This window comes from Erwinia sp. PME.40.26/001 (assembly GCF_055556675.1).
On sequence record NZ_JBVHNP010000016.1, the window covers coordinates 28,426 to 48,322 of the forward strand.

Consider the following 19,897-nt stretch of genomic DNA (forward strand, 5'->3'; position numbering starts at 1 on the left):
GAAGATAACAGAAGTTTATCAGGCCCCGGCCCGTGACGGGAAGCCCTCTAATTTTGAGAGGTTACGTCCGGTGCGCCTGGTGATCCAGCCGCCTGCCTGAGCAAAAAATAGCGCTTCTGTAACTGCGCCAGCGCTATTGAAGCCTGCTGTCGTTCAGTCTCAGACGGGCTGGCGGCATAACGACGCAGACGTTCCTCAGCCGGTAGTGCGCGATTAAACGCCTGAGTCACGTCGTACACCACCGACTTGAGCTCGCTCACCGTGATATATTTTCCGCGCTGGCCATCGAGGGCATTCAGTCTGGCGGTCAGCTGCTGCAGCTGTGCCATCCCCACCTGCCAGCCTCCCATCGTGTCTGCCGGTAGCGCCGACGCACTCATCTGCTGTTGCCACGCGGTAGCCATATTATCCGTAGCGGGATCCTGCGGGTTAAGCGTCTGTGCCTGATGCACCAGCCGCTGTCCATAATTGAGCGCTTCTGGCCAACGTAAACCAGGCAGCGGTTTGCAGCTCAACACCGTTTTTTTCAAATAACGACAGGCTGAGTTTTTCGACTAAATGCCAGTTCACATCTGGCCGTGCCGGGTGGGAGAGTTTGCCCAGTTCGTCGCGCAGGGCGGCATAATCCGGCAGCGTACGGGGATCGTCTGCGGCAGCATATCCACACTGATGCTGTTGAGGCGCGGCTCGTAGCGCAGCAGTACGCCGGACAGCGTGGTCATCAATTGATGTGCAGTGCCGGGCATCCCCTGCAGGATTTTGGTCATATCCGGCAGCCCATAGTCGGGCAGATGCGCCAGCGAACCGGCGCGGCAGTTGAGGATGCGCTGCATGTTATCGAGCACTGAGAGGATCACCTGGTTTTCCTCGCTGACGTTGTGCAGATCCAACCCGCCGCTGAAGTTACCATAGAGCATTTCATACAGTGAGGGGGCGTTATGGGTGTGAGGCATTACTTGTCCTTAAGCGGTTGCAGATTTTTGAGCACTATTTCCTGCAATCGATTCAGCCCGATGGATTTTCCATTGAACGAACAACTAAAAAGTCCTGCGAAATGCTGGCACCTTTATCGACCGTTTGCAGATCGTGAACAAACCAGGCATACATTTCTGGCGGGGCACTGTAATAAGGCAGTGGCTGAGGCTGCTCAAGGAATGCCGCATGCGCATAGTCAAGAAATCTTAGTGCCCTGGTCAAGGCAGGTCCATATACATCAGGTATAAGTGAAAGACGTTTATCCATCTCATTATTACTCATACTGTTTCTCATATTTATAGCCGCATCATGAACATCTTCCAGCCAGCCCCAGTTTTTATGCAAAATTTCGAGTTCATTTTGAAACTGGCTTGCCGTTTCTTTCGCTTGCGGAGTAGTACCTAGTAAACCTGCAGATGCACCAGCTGAAGCCAGCACGTCACCACGCCTCTTTAAATACCTTATGCATTCACTGCGATATTGATAATATTGTTGCCCTAACCACTCAATATAGCTGTCCAGATGGGCATTTTGTGCACCCACCGTCAGGGCTTTGTAAGGGATAGCACGTTGATAAATATTCGCCCACTGAGCAACAGATTTATTATTTACGCGATCCTGCATGACGAAGTAGGCCGCAACATCAGTATCAGTTTTATCCAGCGTCTGGAAGTCTGGAAAAGGGACGCCCGCCATAGTCGCAGCGCGATACATTCGATGTAATGCCACCCGACATAGTTCGGCACTTGGCTTTTGTTCATTCGGTTTCAGGCCGCCGCCAATATCTTCAGAACAACCCGGCATCAGCTCTTCCTTGTGGCTTTTACTTTTACCTCCCAGCCTGTAGAGGCTTCTCCAGGAACGGGTTTCATGCGCCGCCACCAGATGTAGCGCACTTTTAACCGCCGAAGGTAATGCGGAGTCCTGATCTATCGATTTGTCCCCCAACAGGACGCTGACTCCACTGACTGGTCCGCCGAGGGCAGAAACAAACCAGTCCACGCCACTTTTACTGCTGGCAGGCGTATGCCGGGCGCAGTCAAAAAGTCCGGTAAAAATGATATCTACCAGTATTCCCTGATAAATGTACTTATCGCCCTGTTTCTTACACATCTCCTCGAGGAACGTATCGATAAATTTTCGCGCAAGCGTGGCACCGAGATCGTAACCGAATAACGAAATGGAAATCAGCTTGATTGGAACCGGGCTATTCGATTTAGCCCTTTCAAAAAAACGCTCAAAGCGTAACTTTGTTGTGCCTAGTCGGGTATCAACACCGGTAACTAACATATCCGCAATGGTAGGGTTATCACGTAACCAGGGAGTAGCTTCAATACTGACTTTTTTCACTGCATTTTTTGTTGTATCCCATCCCAACTTTTTCCATTCGGTTGGGTTGACTAATTTTTTTCCTGAATTTTTTAGTACTTCCCACCAGTCTCCATTTTTTAATATTTCCTTCCCTGCATCTTTCGCCATTTCTTTTGGCTGATCTTTTAAATCATCCAAAACTGAACTTTGTGCCCCATCCATTAAAATATGCAGCTTTTCAGTTAGCTCCTCATCAAATGGCGTCCCTAACCCTGAAATATAAAATTTATCATAACTTAGATTAGCCGTGTTATCTTGAGGGTTTGGGTGTGCTCTAAATAAACGAGAAATATTGGTAAGCCTTTGCTGAGAAGCATCTTGCTCAATACTTCGGTGTATACCATCAAAAAAAAATCCAACATGCCAAATTCGCGAGCAGTTGTTTAATTTAGCATCATCTGCCTGTTGGGCACAATTTGCTGCAGCTAAGATATTAGAGATCTCCATTAGTTATTTCCTTTTTCTATAATTTTCCTCGATAATTCAGGATGTTTTTCATAAGGGGACCAGGCATTATCACTCCAACCCAAAAGAACCTTGTCGCGAGGTAAGAAATGAACATGCAGATCATTTTCACCCCATTCCCGCTCTGGTAACGGCATTATAACCCGACGTGTTTCTCTACGAAGCCCGGCATTATACTGATCGCGCGTTGTACTCAACGTCCAGATAACCTCAGCAGTTTTACCACTAATGCTGCCACAACAGGTAGCAGCGCCTCCACCAGACGAGTATGGATTTTTTTTATATGCGGAAGCATTCGCCCCTGCCACCCCATTAACACTAAACCCCAATATCGGGCGATCTATTTCACTATGAATAATCAGCGTCACTGGTCCGGTCGGTGGCCCCCAGATAGAAGCACAAATAATCCAGCCTCCATACACTAGCACTACCGACAGCATAACGCCCCATATCCATTTACCCCACCGGGCATAACCTTTATTAACGGCCTTATCTAATATGTCCATACGCTTGAAGAAGTCCATATTTACAACCTCTTAATTATCATTTTTGTCACTATCATGATTCTCAGCTGAGTAATACATCTGCCAGCGATGTTTTCCCCTGGCTTACCTTCAGCAACGCTGCCTGCATCTCATCAGACTCAAGGACCTTCTTGCCACCGTTAAGGTAATACAACGCATAAATTTTTTGATCCAACGGTGTGGCGATGCCTGCAGTTTTAGCTTTACCCAGAGCCTTAATCACCATGTCGCGCTGTACACACGGAGTGAAATGTTGGCTCATAGGCATCTTCTGCCACTGCGTCAGCACGCTGCTGACTTCGAGTTTGTCCGCTATTTTCTGCCAGATTTCATTATTGAGTTTTACTGTATGATTCCTGGGATTCTCTGCGGTTGATACCGCTATCTCAATCGACTGCCATCCATCCTCTGAGGGCACCCACCATTGCGTAACACCATTAAACAATAATGCATGCCATTCCTGCTCATTCTGCTGAGCCAGGACACTGATAACATGATGAGCATAAAAACGAACCAATGCAGTTGTACCATCAGGAGTAATGATGCTACAGCCACTTGCAAGCTGCATTGCCAGTGTGCCTGAGGATCGAGTTGAAACTATCACGCCAACAACGCCCGGAATTTTTCCAATATATTCGCCCAGTTGATCCTTGTACTTAATATCCAGCAGCCACGGACCGTAATTTTGGGCTTCAACCAGCTGCGGATGGCGATACAGTGAATACATCTCTGATGAGTGCAGCGCCTTAAAAGCAGTGAATACTTCCGGCAATTGTGCGCCCCCCTCAAATATAAGGCTAATCTGGTATTCATCCGTCACAGGAATAAACTGTAGTAACATCGTTGTAACCATTTTAAGCCCCCTGCACGATGGCATCATTTGCTTTAATCGCGTTCAGTAAACATTCAATGCAGATTTTGCCTTGAAGTGGTGGATACTGCCCCGGGAACAGAGGCATAGTCAGTGGCATTGCATCCTTTGCCCGCTTCGAGGTGCGCTTCACCCTGCGCTGGTACACGCCCGTGGTGCCGTACTCCACCCGGCACGCGTCTAACTTCAGGTAGCTGCCGCCGCCCATCAGCGTGATGCGCTTCTTCCCGGCGAACAGGATGTCTTCGGTGCTGGTCAGCGTGAACTTCTTCTGCGCAAAGAAGCCCAGTTCGCCATTCTGCGCCTGCATCTCCACCGGGCCTTCGCCCGACTTCAGGCTCAGCTGTCCCGTCCTGGCAAACAGCCCGATTTTCTCGCCCGCCAGCGCCGTCATATTGCCCATCACCCCGGCGCTGATGTCTCCCCCGGCGTTGATAACCACGTTGTCTGCGGCGGCCAGCTGCATATCCTCACCGCTGGTAAACGCCATCCCCTCAGGGGCCGAGAAGTGCAGAATCTCATTCAGCGGCTTCAGGCGTTCGTTGAACATCGCTATCTGCGATTCGGTGTCCGCCTTCAGCGCCTCGGCCTGTTGTGCCGCCGCCTGGAGCTGTTCCAGCTGGCGCTCAAGCTGCTCAATCTCCTTCAGCGCCGCGTCCATATCCAGCACCTGACCCTCACCCTTCGGCTGCGCGTCGGCGCTGACGAACAGTCCCCTGGCCGCGCGCAGCGTGCCGTGTTCGTCAGTGCGCAGCTCGGTGCCGGTGCCGCGCGGCTTCTCCTGTGCGTCGACGATATGCCCGGCGTTGAGCTGGGTTTTGCCGTATTCCGTCGCCAGCTTGATATGCTCTTCCCGGCGCTGGTCCTCCATGCGCAGCTTATTGTTCGCCGGGGTACGCAGTACGTTGCGTGTGCGGTTGTCGCGGGCAACGTGGTCCGGGTGCGCCGGGTCGTGCAGGGCGTGGGAGATATACGGCAGGTCAATGTCGCCGTTGCCGTAAGCGATGGCGACTTCGGTGCCGTCGATAAGCGGGGTGTGCCAGCCGTAATCCTCTCCGGCATACGGTTTGGCCATTCTGAGCCACAGATACGCGTAGCCCTGCTCACTGTCGCTGCGGTCGAAGTCCAGTTTGACACGGTAGCGCCCGTGTTCGTCGAGGTGCGCGTAGATATCGCCCTGCTCGCGGCTTTCAATACGGGCGGGCAGCGTGCCGTGGATTTCCGGGCGGCTGGTTTCGACAGGGCGGAAGCAGTAGCGCTCGCTGTAAGGCATGCCAGTCACCGACACGTGCAGCCGCGAGTCGCGCGCGGCGCTAAAGGTCACCCGCGTGATGATGACGCCCTCTTGCAGCGCGTTAATCACTTTACCCTGCGGCTCCAGCACCTGACCGGGCGCGAGGCCGGAGGCGTTGCTGAACAGGTGTACCCACGCCGATTTGTTCAGCTCGCGCTCGTGGTGAATGCGGGCGTAAAACGCGCCGGACTCGGTGGCCGGCTCCGGGTCGCCGTCATCGCCCGCTTCACGGAAGGGCGCGGCGTAGCGGTAGTGCACCCCGGTGGTGACGGCGTCGCTGCGCACGCTGACCGTGGAGCCCTGTGGGGTCGACGCCGTGCGGTAGTTGTAGTCACGTGTGCTGCTGCCACCCGTGACCACCTCGTTGCGGGTGCGCACGTCCCATACCGACTCCGCCGCGCCGTCATACAGCCCGGCTGGCTCGCTGTACGGCAGGCGCATAGCAAACTGGTAGCCTGACTGGCTGTCGGCAAATATCAGCATTTCGCTTTCAGTCGTCGCCTGCGTTTCGCTGCGGAACCAGATGCCAACCTCGGACAGCAGACGCTGGATAAATTCGAGGTCGCTTTCCCGCCACTGGGTGATCAGCTCGCGTGGCGGGTACTCACGCGCCAGGCGAAACTCAAAATCCGGCCCGTTAAAGTCGTGCCTGCGCAGCACCTCCTCCACCACCTCCGGCACCGACTGATTCTGGAATACGGCACACTGGCGGGTGCGTGACAGCAGCGCCAGCCTTGACTCCAGCGTCACCCGCCAGTGAGACTGGTCGGCATTGGTAGAGAGCCACTCCAACCCGGTCAACACGCCGTGCACCTCGCGCCCGGCGCGCATACGCAAGCTGGCATATTTCATCAGCACCTGCTCCGGGGCTATATCGTCCGGCGGCGCGGTGAACTCTATCGTCCAGCGGAACGGCTCGCTTAACGCTTCCCGCCCCGTAAAGTTCAGCACGTTCGGCCGCAGCGGGCTGCCGGTAATCTCCAGCGCGTAACGTGGGCTTAAGTCGAACAGAGCATTCCAGTTATCCATAACTCACTCCTTTACGGGGACGAGGCTAAGCCAGCCGTCCCCCAGTTCAATAATGCGCGCTTTGTCCGGGTCGAGATCGTTGCGGGACAGCACCAGACGCCAGCGGTTGTCCTTCATGTCCGGACGGTTGAACAAACCGACCACCGCCACAAACTGGGCATTTTCATCCATCGGCATATCCAGCGTGACGCTGCCATCCGGCATCACCAGTAGAGAACGCGAGGCCAGCACGTCGTCCTTCAGCGCTGCGTCCGCGTTATTAAGCAAACTCGGGTAGTTCGCCGCATCCACTGCCTTACGATCTGTTAACTGATAGACACGCACCATGGTGGCCAGCGGCGTCTGCTCACCGTCGGCGTTAGCGGCCGCGCGCGGGGCAAAATCCAGATGCAGGATTTTGATCTGCTTGTAGAAGATGGATTTAGTCAGGCTGACCGTACCGTCCGAGACGGTCTGGGTGAGACCGCAGCCTGCCAGCAGGCAGCAGGCGATGAGCGTCAGCGCCCGGGTTACTGTAGTCATTCAGATATTCCTTTATCCCTTGCAGACTTCAGATTGGCGATGCGCTGGCTGCGTTCCCACGTCCCGGTGACACAGCTGTCTGTGCGCCGGGGTTGTGTTTATTTGTCGCCTGCCTGCCATCTGAATCAGTTTGGGGAGAGTGATGTGTAATTATTTAAAGCGGTATTGGCCATCTTCTGCCGGGGGTAAAGCGGTGCATTGCACGCCCACGTAGCAGCCAAGACTGACGGTCAGGGTTTCCCGATTATCGCTGAGCTTGCCATTTTTCAGCCCCAGCAGGCCGGTGTGACCAAGCTGGATACGGCGCGTTTTACCGAGACGCGGTTCAGGTAGCAGGCTGACCGGCACGGTCAGACGTAAGCGGGCATCGCTTCGATAGCCGAGGTAAACGCGCAGCAGGGCCAGCAGGTCGGTGTGGTAATGGCCGCCCGGCAGCCAACCTTCGGCCTCCTGCGGATTACGCGTCACCAGCGTGAGTAACACGCGGCTGCCGGACTCTTTCGCCGTTTTACCCAGCGTGGCGCGCTGCCAGAGCGGCACGCGACTGTCTGCTGCCAGACCGGCACGGCGTTCAATCGGAACTTTCACCGGGTCATGCGGCGTCACTAACGCCTGAGTATCCGGTGCCAGCAGGCTGACCAGAGCGCGGATCCCCTCGGCGTTGCGCGTTGGCAGTCGCATGGTGCCCAGCAATGCCAGAAAACGTGAAACGGGCGTGGCAACGTGCGCTGCCGTACCGGGGATCCCTAATCCCACCAGCCCCAGCAGGCACTGCGAGGTGGCGTCGCCCCCACCCGCTTCAAAGGTGGCCGGGTATGCGTATTTGCGCCAGATACGATAATACTGGGTCGTGATACGGTGGCTGAAGATATCCAGAAAGGCGCTCGTCGCCTCGTGGCCATCCCGACGCTGGGCAATATCGTCCAGATAGTTACCCGGAAGAGGCGAGTCCACGCCGTACATCCCAAGAAAGGTGGTGCGCACCGTGGGCGGTAAATCCGGGCTGTCTTCGTCGGTTTCCACACGTTTCAGTTCACTGACCGGGAACCCCATGCCCGGCCACGGACGAAAGCGCACCGGATCAGTACCTGGGTGGCTGGTTGCCCCCAGCAGCGGCGCGTCTGGATCTGTCTGCTCCAGCAGCTGGCAGAAGCGGTAAAAATTCACCCGCCAGATTTTCTGGCTCAGTGCCAGCGTCAGCCGGGTACGTGCTGGCTGTGATTCTCGTTCCATCGCAGTCGTTTCCCTGTAGGTTGCAGCACCAGCGTCAGCTGGTTGAAAAGATGGATATCCGCATACAGCGCGAAGAAGCGGTGCAGCATTTCCCCGAACAGATTGACGTCACCTTCTCCGGCAAAGTTATCGGCGTTGAGGGTCACTTCGATATCCACGCCGCGCAGCATAAAGCCGCGTTCAAAGCGGCGGATCAACGTGTGCTTCACCGCGACGATCGCTTCCAGGCGGCGGCGATTCATTTCGTCATCCGTCCAGTCATACAGCGCCAGCGTCCCGCGCAGCACCTCGGGGTTATCCATCATGCTCAGGAAGTTCGATCCCAGGTGGCTCATCACCCGCCAGTGGAAGCGATCGCTGGCCGGGGGATAAAGCGGCATGGTTGGCGCAGAGAGGTTCAGCACCTTAACCGGCACTTTACCGGCCTTCACCACCCGGTCCAGCAGGGTGCCTGCCAGCGCCTTGCGCGGCAGCTGCCCGTTGGTTCCGGTGATACGCATCGACAGCGACTCAGGCTTTTCGGCCAGCTTCTCGACTTCAAACGCGCCGCCGCCAAGGATCAGCCAGGTGTCATACAGCCCGGATGCCCCACGCCTGACGCGGGTGTGGTAATAGCGCTCCGGGGCATCGTGGCGCATCATGCCGCCCCGGTGACGGAAGCTGGTAAAGGGCACATAGGGGTGCTTGCCGTGCTTTACCGCACCGTGGATATCATCGACGCTGTAAATCTCGGTATGCCCGTCCTGTAAACGCAGCGGCCGCAGCAGATACTCGTTGTCCAGCGGGTTGAGCGTCAGCGGGTCGGCCTCCAGCGTGAAAAGATTGATGACCGGGGTGCAGTGCAGGCGGAAGTTTTCGGTTTCAAACGGCAGGTCCGAGGGCCAGGCTTCGTTCAGCACGATGTCGATTTCAAACCAGCTGCTGGCGGCATTCAGGCCGATCGTGTCCAGTCCGCGCAGCTCAAGAAACATAAACTTTGGCCGAAAGCTGAAGTACTCCAGCAGCAGCTGGTAGCCGCTGAAGGCGGACTCGCCCTTTGGCCACAGGCGATCCTGATCCTCAAAGCCCATTGGCCTGCACCAGCCATCAAACTGGCGGCGTTCAGTGTGGGTACCCGCATGGCGCGCCCAGGTGGCATGTACCCGCCGGGTCAGCGCCAGATGCAGCGCAGAAGCAACAGGACCGTCGGCATTCAGGTAAATAGCCACCTTGTCGAGCCCGGCTTTGGCCCAGTCCACTTTTTCCGGGCACTCAAAACGCAGGCGGATGGCGGAGCGCCCGTCCGTTTCGGTCTGCAGGCAGGCACCCGCCAGGTGCAGCGGCTGCAGCGGTATCTCACGGGTCGTGCGGTACTGGCAGGCCGTTTTATGTGGCCCGACCGGGCGCGAGAGCACCGGGAATCCTTCCTGTAAAACCTCAGCCAGACGCAGACTGCGCCAGTCGGGCGAAAACGCCACGATCGCCAGCGACGGAATGGTGCGCATGTAGTGGGGCCACAGCAGGCTGACCAGCCCTTCGGTCAGCTCCGGCAGATCGTCGTCGAGCTTTTCGCGCATCCGTCCCATCAGGAAAGCGAAGCCTTCAAACAGGCGTTCCACATAAGGGTCGCGCGCACCCGGCTTATCCAGGTTGAGCATCGCGGCCCGGTCTGGATGTGCGCGCGAGAACGCCTTCCCGGCCTCGCGCAGATAGCGCATTTCAGCCTCGTAATAGCGCAGGGTTAAATCATCCATGGTCGTAGATCCAGTGTTATCAAAAAATATCAGCCACAGAGCACCATGGCACGAGCGGGGTCGATAGCGATAAGCCCGGCGAGAAGGGCATCCATCTCCGCCGCCAGGCGGGTTTTATCAGACTCACTGCGGCTGGCCTTAATGCGCAGCAGCTTCAGGCTGCGGGCCCTGGCTTCGAAAATCAGCTGCGGCTCCCAGTCAGGCAGTGCGATCTGATCCGCCTGGGCGAGCATGTCGTTGAGGAGATGCAGCGCCATTTCATTCTTACCGTGTTGCTCGGCGATACGCGCCATCAACAGGCGCAGCAGCCATTTCTGCCGTACGGAGGTAATGCCGGGACGGGAATGCAGCCAGCTCAGAGCCGACTCCACGCCATCGGCATCAGCCTGCGCCAGCGCTTCGCTCTCCAGCCCGAGGATGTCGTCATCATTCCCCTCGGGAGTCGCACTGGGGGTATCGCCCATCCAACCGCCCTGTTCTTCTCTGACCTGCTGGCTTATCCAGTTCAGCGTCACTTCGTCCGCAAACGGTGTGCCGTCATTGTATGCCAGGGTCTCAAAGCCCGGCAGGCGCTGGAGAAACAGGCGCAGATCTTCGCGAATGATGGCGGCCCAGCCGTCATACGGTGCCCCGCAGCGGCTTAGCGCCTGATGCAAATACCACTGTAAATCGAGCCAGAGGTGATTGACCCCTTCACCAAACATACTGCCGGCCTGCTCCATCAGTTCCTGCCAACTTTGTTGCAGATACAGACGTTTCAGCTGGGCGCGATAGTCGGTACGCGGGGGGGTCAGCCGCGTACGTCCGCTGGCATCCAGCGGCGGCAGTTCGTGGATCGTGTCCCAGCGGATGCTTTTCATCAGATGGTGCCCGGAGAGCCAGCCGAGCGGCTGCTCGTGCAGATAGCGCGCCAGCGTGCGTGCCTGGTCCAGCAGGTCACGGCCTGACTGCACGTCTTTCATTACGGGAGCCGGGGCGGCTTGTACCGAACCGCTGGCGTTGCGCGAATCCTCAGCCGGGCGGCTGTTCTGTGGCACCACGCTATCCAGCCCCCCCGACTGCACCAGCCGGTTCTCCAGCGCCTGATATAGGCCCCCCAGTTCAGGGCGACTGCTCTCTTCCCACAGCTGCAGGCCGTTGTCCAGCAGGACCAGTGCAGCAACGATACGTTGATAACCGCTGCGGTCCACTTCCGGATAGAGGGAAAGGCTGTCGAGAAAACGCCCACCGCCCAGCCAGCTGGCCGCCATTTTGCGGCTGTTAGGGCGGGCAGGAAGTAACGTCTCGCCAAAGCGATTGACCAGTGCGGCCATCAGCGACAGGCCTTCTGCCAGGCCCGATTCTCCATCGCGGTGCAGTCTTGCCCAGATATACCAGGTTGCGACCCGGACATCCTTGCAGCGGGTGCAGAGCAGCCTTTCCGCCAGGTCGCACATCAGGCCGGTATCAATGCCGGACAGCTTGTTGATCTCTTCACGCATCTGCTGAAAATCATCGTCGTACCCCGGATCTTCCCCGACCGGGCTGTCGCCGGGTATTGGACTGAGCCATTTATCCCAAAGGGCGGCATCGGCCGTTGCCTGCAACAGCAGCGCCTGCTGTCCGGCTTCGTCGGCCGCGCAGGTGGTTATCAGTGTCTGTAATGTCGCCATAAAATGTTCTCTGCATCCCTGTTGCGCCCGACACATACGTAGCGGGCATGACTGATTAATAGCCTGCTGAGGCCGTGCTTTCTTCAGCGTCGTAACCTGTGGACTCATCAAGAAAAATTTGCTCCGGCAGCCTGAAATTGCGCAGCTGCAGCAGCGCCATCGGTCCCGCGCTCAGTTCGCTGCGCAGGACAACCTTCAGCGATTCACCGTTCGGGGTGAACCACACGAGCTGGGTGCGGCTGGCGTCCAGTGCCGTCGCCTGTGCCTTCTCCAGCAGGCGGATAAGCCCCCAGTTTCCCTGCTGGCTTGTGTACAGCTGCATACCACTTTTTACACTGCGCCAGCTGAGCTGAGCGCCAGGGTAGTAGGTGTTTCCCGGCCAGGTGAAGCTCTGCCAGCTTTCCATCTGGTTGAAATAATCCAGGTTTTGCTCGTCAATGGTCATCTGCAGCCGGGCTATATTGCGTGACGGGCGGGCCATCAGCTCGAAATGCACGCCTGCATCGCCTTGCGGAAATACGATGTCGGCAATCTCAGCAAGCTGGTTAATTGCCCTGAGAAACTGCGGACTTATGGTCATACCCTGGCTGGCTGCGGCATCGGCCACCCAGCGATTACCTTCCTGGTGCAGAATCCCGCCGAGGCTGGTCTTCAGGAAGGTGGTAATGCGCCCGGCGTCACTGCGCAGGAACTGAGCCAGCAACGGCAGTGAAGCGTCACTGCCCGTGGCTTTGAACGGGTAGCGCCCGGCAAAGGCTTTATTCCACTGACTGACAACCGAACTCTGCCAGCGGGCATTCAGGCTGCCGGCCGCCGGAGCCAGCACCTGGCGCCAGGCGAGATCCAGCGGCTGAACGAAGAGTGACTGACCAAACCCGCTCCACTCCTGCCCGAGGCTGGCAGCCATCAGGCTGCCGTAGTCGCGGGTGTCGGTCAGATCGATAGCTTTCCCCTGGAATACCGTCTGCGCCAGCACCTGCGACATTGCCTGCGGGTCCGGCGCGCTGGTGACCTGCTGCAGCTTGAGGCGTACCTGGGTAACGCGGGCAAGCCAGGACTGAAAACTCAGACTGCCGTAGCTGCCGGTTCCATCTTTGCCGGTCATCACGCCGATCAGCGGACCAAACACACCGTCAAGGGGTCCGCGAGGCCCCTGCGCCTGGGCAACGAACGACTGCCCGTCCTGCTCTTTACCCATCATTTTCTTCGCTGAGTCGACAATTGAATCGGCAAGCCGCGCGCTTTTTTCGCCGGTTTTACCCTGCCACGCCAGCGTGTTCATCAGGGCAACCAGCGGCGACTGGCGGACGTCGGCTACCAGACTGAGCTGGGCAATCGCTTCCGGGAGGGACGTGGCTTCATGCCACCGAATGCTGTTCACCATGTTCAGCCAGGCGTTACCGAAGTCAGTAAAGTAGCGTTCGGTCAGGCGCGCCTTCAGGGCTTCTGGCGATATCTCGCTGTCCGGTGGGTGTTTTTTGTCCGACAGCACCCAGTCAATTTCATCGCGGCGGCTCTTCACCACCTCATTGATTGCGTCCTGCACCTGCTCCTGCCACGCCTGGCGTGTGAACATGCCCGGCACCACCTCTTCCGTACTGAATACCGGCGACGGATCGGTATCACCGGTCAGATCCCGCAGGGTCAGGTCCGGCCAGTTGCTGGCAATACGTTTTAACATCGACTGGTACAGCCCGGACTCTCCGTTGCGCTGCCCTATCTGTTTAAGCAGGATCTGGCGTACGTTACGCACCAGCTGCGCATCGGGTACCGTGCGCCACTCCGGGTGCGCCGGCAGGTTCTGCGCATAAAACCCCAACAGTTTCGGTGCCAGTGCCTGCCAGGTTCCGTCCGGCACACCCTGACGCTTCGGCCAGATTGACAGCATGTTTTTTGCCAGCCAGTCCGCATCCGCGTTGTCAGGGCGGGCAAGCATCAGGTAGCCCTTCAGCCGTTGATAGGCCTGCTGCGTACCCTGCACCCTGCCCTGGCTGGCGGGAGGCAGTTGCACAAAGGCATTCAGCTGCTGCCGAAGATGAACAGCCGCCGCATCGCGCATCAGCAGGTTGTTATTACGGGTGTACAGCGGCCAGAGTGCGGTCAGCGTGTCGCCGTCCTGATTCAGCCCGAAGCGGGTGTACCAGGGCGCGCCAGTTGACTCACGATACTGCAGGCGGGCGATGGCCTGCTGCAACATCAGCTGGTTACGCAGGCGCTCCGCCAGCGGCAGTGTGTTATCCGCCGCAAGTCGGGCAGTTTCCTGCGCCTGATAAATCTGCGTGCGGTTAACGGCCAGAGACAGCACCGTCCCGGCGCACCACAGTGCAATCAGGGTGAGCAGCAGCAGGCGCAGCGCCTTCAGCCAGTCAAAGGTCAGCTTGCGCGCGGCCACCTGACGGCTGTCTTCTTCCAGCGCCTGCCAGCCTGGACTGCTGAGACGGACGTGGGCGGCCGTGTTTGCCCCGGCAAGCTCCGGGCCGATCATGATGCCGCGCAGGCGGTACGGTGCCGGGCCCTGCATCAGGCCGGTAAACAGCAGTGTCAGGCGGGCTTTCAAGGCTCCGTGTAATTGCGACGACAGGCGTAACAACCCGTCATGGCGGGCATCGTTCAGCAGTTGCACCATACCGGCCGTACGCAGGCGCGGCACCATCTCATCCAGCGATGCCACGGCCTGCTCTGGGGTTGCCCCCGGGCCAAACAGGGAACCCACCGGGGCCAGTTCACGGCCATCCTGCTTCCCGTTAGCTTTGTCAATCAGCCACAGCCAGACCGGGGCCTGCCAGCCCAGCAGCCTGTCGGCCTTCTGGCGGTGACGAACGCAGGCATCGCGCTGCGCTTCTGCTGGCAGGCTAAGGGTACTGACCACCTGCACGATACCATCCAGCGGTCGGCGCGGGCGCAGCTGGCGCAACGCCTGCAAGAACGCCTCATCCGGCGCGGCTTCTGCATCACCGCCGTGGATCAGAACGACGCCATCGCTCTCCTGCCACCGGTCGCGGCCCAGCCCGGGAACGGCGTTCTCAATATCAGCAGCATCGCCCTGAACCAGCAGGATGCGGACTTTGCGCTTCCAGCGGCGGCCATAGCGCAGGCTGAGGTGTTCGGTTACTGATGCGGCGCTGAACGTATCTGACGCCGCGTCGGGCTGGAGCGAAAGGGGTGACTCCTCCGCACCCGCTTCGCGTTGATTTTGGCGGTACAGCACCTGAACACCCGATTTTCCTGCGCGGTCAAAGACTTTCTCTATAAGCCATCCCAGCAGAATAAGTACGGTCGCAACCGACAGGCAGAGAGTCAGCAGGCGGCCATGATCCAGCGGACCGATCCCCGTCCACTGCGCCATTTTTTCCGGCAGCGCGAGGAATAAGAAGCTGATTACTGCTGTCAGAAATACCAGAACAGCGACGAGTGCGCCGATAAGCGTTTTTATTTTCATGAGAGGTCCTGATTAATCCCTGTTGTTCTGGCAGGTGTGATGCCAGCCACCCAGATTTCCCCGGGATGGGCTTCTGCCACCACAACCTGTGCACTACCCTGTCTCGCCATGCTGACAGCAAGATTGACCGCTAACCACGGAGCCGCCCTGCCGGTATAGCCCACGGTCTGGTCCACATCATGGTTGTCTTTCGTCATGCTGAACGCCGTCCCGTTGACTTCGCAGGCACGGCTCCAGTCCCCGGCGCGATCCACTTCACTGCCTGTGATGATGGCCCCCATGACGTGTTCTACCGGAAGATTGCTCCAAAGCAGCGCCCTGTGGAGCGTACGGATGAGCGTGGCGGCGCTACCTTTTTCCGGGCGATGTAATTTCACCGCATCCGGGAAGTCAGTGTGATCCCGGTTGACTAACAGGGTCCAGGTGATGGCCTCACCTTCATTATCCTGAGGAGCGGAGCGAATTTGGGCGCTAACAGCGAGCAGCACAGCTGGCTGTTGCCATAACTCATCCAGCCAGAAATCCAGAGCGACAAAACCTTTAGTATTGAGCTGGCGAAACGGCCTCTCCGTCTGCGCGACGACGGCCTGTCTTATTTGTTCATTCGCCTGCGGAACCCCGGGAATGTCACAGTCCGTCATAATCCAGCACGCCACATCGGCGGGAATTTTAGCCAGCACAGGCCTGAGCTGGCCGACAATGTTGGTTATCACGGCGTTAAGATCCTGAGACTGCCGTTCGTCAGAAAATCCCGCGAGGCGGGAATGACGCACGGGTAAAACGCCCGTCCTTGGGATCTGCATATCCAGCTGAGACGCGGAAGATTTCACAGCGCTGAGTAATTTTTCCGCGCCGCTGCCTGACTGTGTTTTCACTCCGGTCAGCAGGACTCTGGCGGCCCTTTGCCCACGCGCGGTTTCCTGCGCCAGCAATTCTTGCCGTTCGCGGTTCCACGATGCGGCCCAGACCTGATCGCACTTATAGCTGAAACGGCGCAGGGTAAAGAGCACCCCCCAGAGGCAAAATGGCAATCCTGATGCCATAAACCAGAATGCAAGCCCCGAGCGTTCCCTTGTCCAAAACCAGAAAGTCAGGACGTTTCCCAGCATCATGATCGCCGTGAGCAGGTATAACCAGCGCCGGGTAACTGGTCGCGGGATCGCCGGGGCAGCGTCAGGAATTGCATCCAGAAAAACAGGCATGATCACCCAACCTTCGCCGCTGAAAAGGAGCTGATCAGTGTGCAGCCACAGCCGCACTTATGGCCGTGGAACGCCACGGGAATACCGTTATCGAGATAATTCGGATTACCTTCGATAATAATGGTTACGCCATGAAATGGCATCGGACAGGAGACCGTATCCCCCTTACGGGCCACACCAATGCCGCCGAATTTCATTTCTTCAGATGCCGTCAAAACCGTTCCGCCGTGCGTGGTTTTGTCTCCTTTGCGAATAATCTGCAACATATATTCCTCCATGTATTAGGTGTCAGGACAAATAAAGCTATCTATTTTTTACTAGCCAATTTTTAACAAGTGAAAAATAGCGCCCCGCTCAGCGGTCTGTTATTTTTCTGGAAAAAACAAGTCATGGGTGCATTTATTTATGGGAATTGAAAACCATTATTTCTTATTATTGAATAAGAAATATATTCAACATTAATTCTTGTAATATTTTTCTCACCAAAAGAGTTAACTTCACATCACAACCTACTTATTTTTCGAGCACCTCGGCTAACTTCAAGGAGAGCGACAGCATCTTGTGCTTGTGCAGTCGTTGTAAGTATCCCAGCTTCAGTTCCAGGCACTTTATGAGATTTCCGGTTTCTCAGCCATCAGCCGGTATTCTTCCAGTGTCAGGTTATTCAGGGACTCATGAGGTCGCTCACTGTTGTACTCATTCAGCCAGCGCTCCGTTATTTTTCGTACCTCATTCAGTGTTCTGAACAGGTAAAAATCCAGTATTTCTGTCCGGTATGTTCGGTTAAACCGTTCTATAAACGCGTTCTGTGTTGGCTTACCCGGCTTGATAAATTCCAGCATCACGCCATGGTCTTCAGCCCATTGCGCCAGCGCCAGTGATATCAGTTCCGGCCCATTATCCATCCACATCTTCAGCGGATATCCACGGTTTGCTACTATTCTGTCCAGCACCCGGACGACACGCTGCGCTGGGATATTCAGGTCAATTTCTATCGCCAGAGCTTCACGGTTAGTCCGAAAACGTCGCCCACATGTCAGCGCGTCGTGCATAAAATCAATCGACCAACTTTGGTTGAGTGCTTCCGGCGTTGCCAGCGGAGCCGGATTGCGCACCGGCAGGCGTTGTTTACCCTTACGACGAAAATTCAGTTTGAGAAGACAGTAAATCCGGTGGACACGTTTGTGGTTCCAGACGTGCCCCTGCCTGCGAACTACCTGAAAAAGCTTCTTAAAACCGTAGCGGGGATAGCGCTCAGCGACCTCGGTCAGCCTCTGGATCACCACTTCATCACGTCGCGTATCCGGTTGATAACGAAACACCGTCCTGCTTAGTGATAACGTCCTGCATGCCTGGCGTATGCTCATCGTAAATTGCGTGGTCAGATAGTTGACGAGCTCACGCTTTATCGCTGGTTTTAAAGCTTTTTTTCGATGACGTCTTTCAGCGCCCGGCATTCCAGACTCAGATCGGCAAACATCTGCTTCAGACGACGATTCTCGTCTTCAAGATCTTTGATCTTTTTGATATCAGCGGCTTCCATACCGCCCTATTTCGCCTTCCAGTTTTAATAGCTGGCTTCAGAAATAGCAGCCTCACGACACACATCTTTGACGGTTCGACCAGCTTCTACAGATTTCAGAACGACAATGATCTGGTGCCCGGTGAATCGGATCTTACGCATAGCGATCTCCTCAGGTGACATAATCAGTATGTCGGAAGATCTCTAAAAATGAATGGGCCGTTTTGGTGGGATACTTACAGAACCTCTCCTTTATTACACACCTCATTCCTCAAGACTACACTTCCTTTGCTTGATACAAGCCATGTATTATTATTATGCGAAGTACACACCCCCGCTCGACTAATCGTTACAATAGAATATTTCCCACCTACAAGATCTTCTTTATTCTTATATATTACGAAAGTGTATTTATCATTTTCCCTATCCTAAATAACAGAGAGGCAATCAACCTTGCCTGTTAATAAATAAGATATATCAATACTATCCAGTTTAGAAAATCTCTCATCCACTTTGCTTTCAATATAGCAACTGCTCAGCGGAGGCAAACTCGTGGCCGCTTTTGTTCGACGGCACGGGATAGCTGATTTTAATCAGTTTTGCCGGCATGATCTACGTCCCTGTTAGTTGCTGGCCAGCTTGATAGGTGTTTTTCTGGTGTCCCTGACGTAGGTTTTTGGAAGTCGGGATTATTAATCGGCGTCATTTTTTCCCCTAAAACCGCAGTCAATCAAACTAAATTCAGACCGATAAAATTATTAAAAATCCTATCCATACGTTTAATTAAGGGAACTTAAATCCATTATCCCTTACCTTTTCGTCTGGTACATCTTCGATACTTTTTCTTTTAATGTGCTACTCACCAAACGAATTTGATTTACACCTTCTTGTGCTTATTTTTTCCCCACCCTTGCTAATTTGTAGGAGGGCAACTGCATCTGGCCTTTCTTCTGGTACAATAAGAACATATGAATACTCCCCTTTATTAAAACCCAAATAAGTGCTGTAGGTTCCAAGATCTACCCATCTTTTCATTTTATTCTTTGAAGAGAAATCAACAGAAAGCTCAGTAATGTTGTTTTTCTTAAAGGAATACCTAACAGTATCATTATTTTTTTTGGCGCAAAAAACTGCAAGCCGTTGTACTTTCCCTGGAAGGTTACATGATGCGACCATTATTTCATCAACGTTACATTCATCAGCAAAAGAATAAGGCACTAACATAACAGCACAAATAAATACTATTTTTTTCATAAGAACACCTGTTCGCATAATCTGTAAGAAATTTTTCTTTCCGCAAGCCCCATATCTCCTCCATTTACTATTCGAGTAACATCTCCTACATCCTCATACCCTCTTCCTTTATCCTCAGAGTAAGGCTTATATTTCAACCAATACCATATAGCACTGCGTATCGCATATGGCATTTCGTTAATGATATCTGGATTACTTACTGAGTCAGGAGCATTATCGCTCCAATATTTATGATAATCAGTCGGAAATCCATGATATTTTTCATAGCCTGTAATTTGAATCAATCCTCTACCTCTAAAGTTATAGCCATCGTCAGGGTTAGTTTGCCGATTCCCATTCAACCTTAGATAATGTTTACGGCCAATTGCCTGTTCATCAGCTCTGCGAATTATTACGCCTCTGGCATTTTTTGCATATCCATCCTGTTCTGCCTCTGAAGAATGCTGCCTGTAATATCGACTGAAAGACCTCAATGCATCTGGAGAGAACTGAAAACCTTCTGTTTTACCTTTCATTTGAGGACCAACTTCTCCTTTAATTTGGGAGAAGAAATGCCTTAGTCTGGTGGGAGTATTCAGTTTGTACGTCTCAAGCTTACTTCGTAACTCATTGACCACTGTATTTAGGTCTTCATCAGAAGCTTGTGGGAAAATCCTTTTCAGTTGATCATAGGTTACTCCATCTGCAATAGGCTTAAGTGCACCCAAAAACATCACCGGGTGCATATGCCACAACGACGGCCCCAGCTTCTCCGTCGTCACGTCCTGCATCCAGGTCAACTTATCGAGGAATGCTTCACTGTACTTCTTCC

General features: G+C 55.1%; 15 protein-coding genes and 2 pseudogenes. All 17 read right to left on the reverse strand.

What is annotated here, in order from left to right; all coding sequences use genetic code 11:
- Positions 1 to 47: 47 nt before the first annotated feature.
- The gene (locus ACZ3HG_RS22630) at positions 48 to 518 is read right to left on the reverse strand and encodes a VasL domain-containing protein (RefSeq protein ID WP_342354639.1); all 471 of its coding nucleotides are present in this window, start codon (positions 516 to 518) and stop codon (positions 48 to 50) included.
- Positions 475 to 633: pseudogene (locus tag ACZ3HG_RS22635) on the reverse strand (type VI secretion system ImpA family N-terminal domain-containing protein); the annotation flags it as partial. The gene ACZ3HG_RS22630 and the pseudogene ACZ3HG_RS22635, both read right to left, overlap by 44 nt.
- Entirely contained in the window at positions 567 to 953 is a 387-nt protein-coding gene (tssE, locus tag ACZ3HG_RS22640; protein ID WP_244633765.1) for a type VI secretion system baseplate subunit TssE, read from the reverse strand. The pseudogene ACZ3HG_RS22635 and the gene tssE, both read right to left, overlap by 67 nt.
- A 52-nt stretch (positions 954 to 1,005) precedes the next feature.
- Entirely contained in the window at positions 1,006 to 2,793 is a 1,788-nt protein-coding gene (locus ACZ3HG_RS22645; protein ID WP_465334541.1) for a DUF2235 domain-containing protein, read from the reverse strand.
- Positions 2,793 to 3,335 (reverse strand): DUF3304 domain-containing protein, encoded by a 543-nt coding sequence (locus ACZ3HG_RS22650; RefSeq protein WP_465334542.1) that lies wholly within the window; start codon positions 3,333 to 3,335, stop codon positions 2,793 to 2,795. Before ACZ3HG_RS22650 ends, ACZ3HG_RS22645 begins: the two co-directional genes overlap by 1 nt.
- A gap of 43 nt (positions 3,336 to 3,378) precedes the next feature.
- Positions 3,379 to 4,188, reverse strand: a complete 810-nt coding sequence (locus ACZ3HG_RS22655; RefSeq protein WP_465334544.1) for a DUF4123 domain-containing protein — start codon at positions 4,186 to 4,188, stop codon at positions 3,379 to 3,381.
- Between the two features lies 1 nt (position 4,189).
- Positions 4,190 to 6,529 (reverse strand): type VI secretion system Vgr family protein, encoded by a 2,340-nt coding sequence (locus ACZ3HG_RS22660; protein ID WP_465334546.1) that lies wholly within the window; start codon positions 6,527 to 6,529, stop codon positions 4,190 to 4,192.
- A gap of 3 nt (positions 6,530 to 6,532) precedes the next feature.
- Positions 6,533 to 7,051 (reverse strand): type VI secretion system lipoprotein TssJ, encoded by a 519-nt coding sequence (tssJ, locus tag ACZ3HG_RS22665; protein WP_465334548.1) that lies wholly within the window; start codon positions 7,049 to 7,051, stop codon positions 6,533 to 6,535.
- A gap of 150 nt (positions 7,052 to 7,201) precedes the next feature.
- Entirely contained in the window at positions 7,202 to 8,284 is a 1,083-nt protein-coding gene (tssG, locus tag ACZ3HG_RS22670) for a type VI secretion system baseplate subunit TssG (RefSeq protein ID WP_465334550.1), read from the reverse strand.
- Positions 8,248 to 10,017: a type VI secretion system baseplate subunit TssF gene (gene tssF / locus ACZ3HG_RS22675; protein WP_465334552.1), complete on the reverse strand. Its 1,770-nt coding sequence runs from the start codon at positions 10,015 to 10,017 to the stop codon at positions 8,248 to 8,250. Before tssF ends, tssG begins: the two co-directional genes overlap by 37 nt.
- Before the next feature lie 29 nt (positions 10,018 to 10,046).
- On the reverse strand, positions 10,047 to 11,669 hold the full coding sequence (gene tssA / locus ACZ3HG_RS22680) for a type VI secretion system protein TssA (RefSeq protein ID WP_465334554.1): 1,623 nt from the start codon (positions 11,667 to 11,669) through the stop codon (positions 10,047 to 10,049).
- A 55-nt stretch (positions 11,670 to 11,724) separates the two neighbouring features.
- On the reverse strand, positions 11,725 to 15,108 hold the full coding sequence (locus tag ACZ3HG_RS22685; protein ID WP_465334556.1) for an ImcF-related family protein: 3,384 nt from the start codon (positions 15,106 to 15,108) through the stop codon (positions 11,725 to 11,727).
- Positions 15,105 to 16,310, reverse strand: coding sequence for a hypothetical protein (locus ACZ3HG_RS22690; RefSeq protein ID WP_465334558.1), 1,206 nt, complete (start codon positions 16,308 to 16,310; stop codon positions 15,105 to 15,107). Before ACZ3HG_RS22690 ends, ACZ3HG_RS22685 begins: the two co-directional genes overlap by 4 nt.
- A 2-nt stretch (positions 16,311 to 16,312) precedes the next feature.
- Complete coding sequence (locus ACZ3HG_RS22695) at positions 16,313 to 16,576, reverse strand: PAAR domain-containing protein (protein WP_465334560.1); 264 nt, start codon at positions 16,574 to 16,576, stop codon at positions 16,313 to 16,315.
- Positions 16,577 to 16,918: 342 nt separating this feature from the next.
- Positions 16,919 to 17,994, reverse strand: a pseudogene (locus tag ACZ3HG_RS22700) (IS3 family transposase).
- Between the two features lie 693 nt (positions 17,995 to 18,687).
- Positions 18,688 to 19,086 (reverse strand): hypothetical protein, encoded by a 399-nt coding sequence (locus ACZ3HG_RS22705; protein ID WP_465334562.1) that lies wholly within the window; start codon positions 19,084 to 19,086, stop codon positions 18,688 to 18,690.
- Positions 19,083 to 19,897 (reverse strand): glycoside hydrolase family 19 protein (locus ACZ3HG_RS22710; protein WP_465334564.1); only part of this gene is annotated, 815 nt, incomplete at its 5' end. The genes ACZ3HG_RS22710 and ACZ3HG_RS22705, both read right to left, overlap by 4 nt.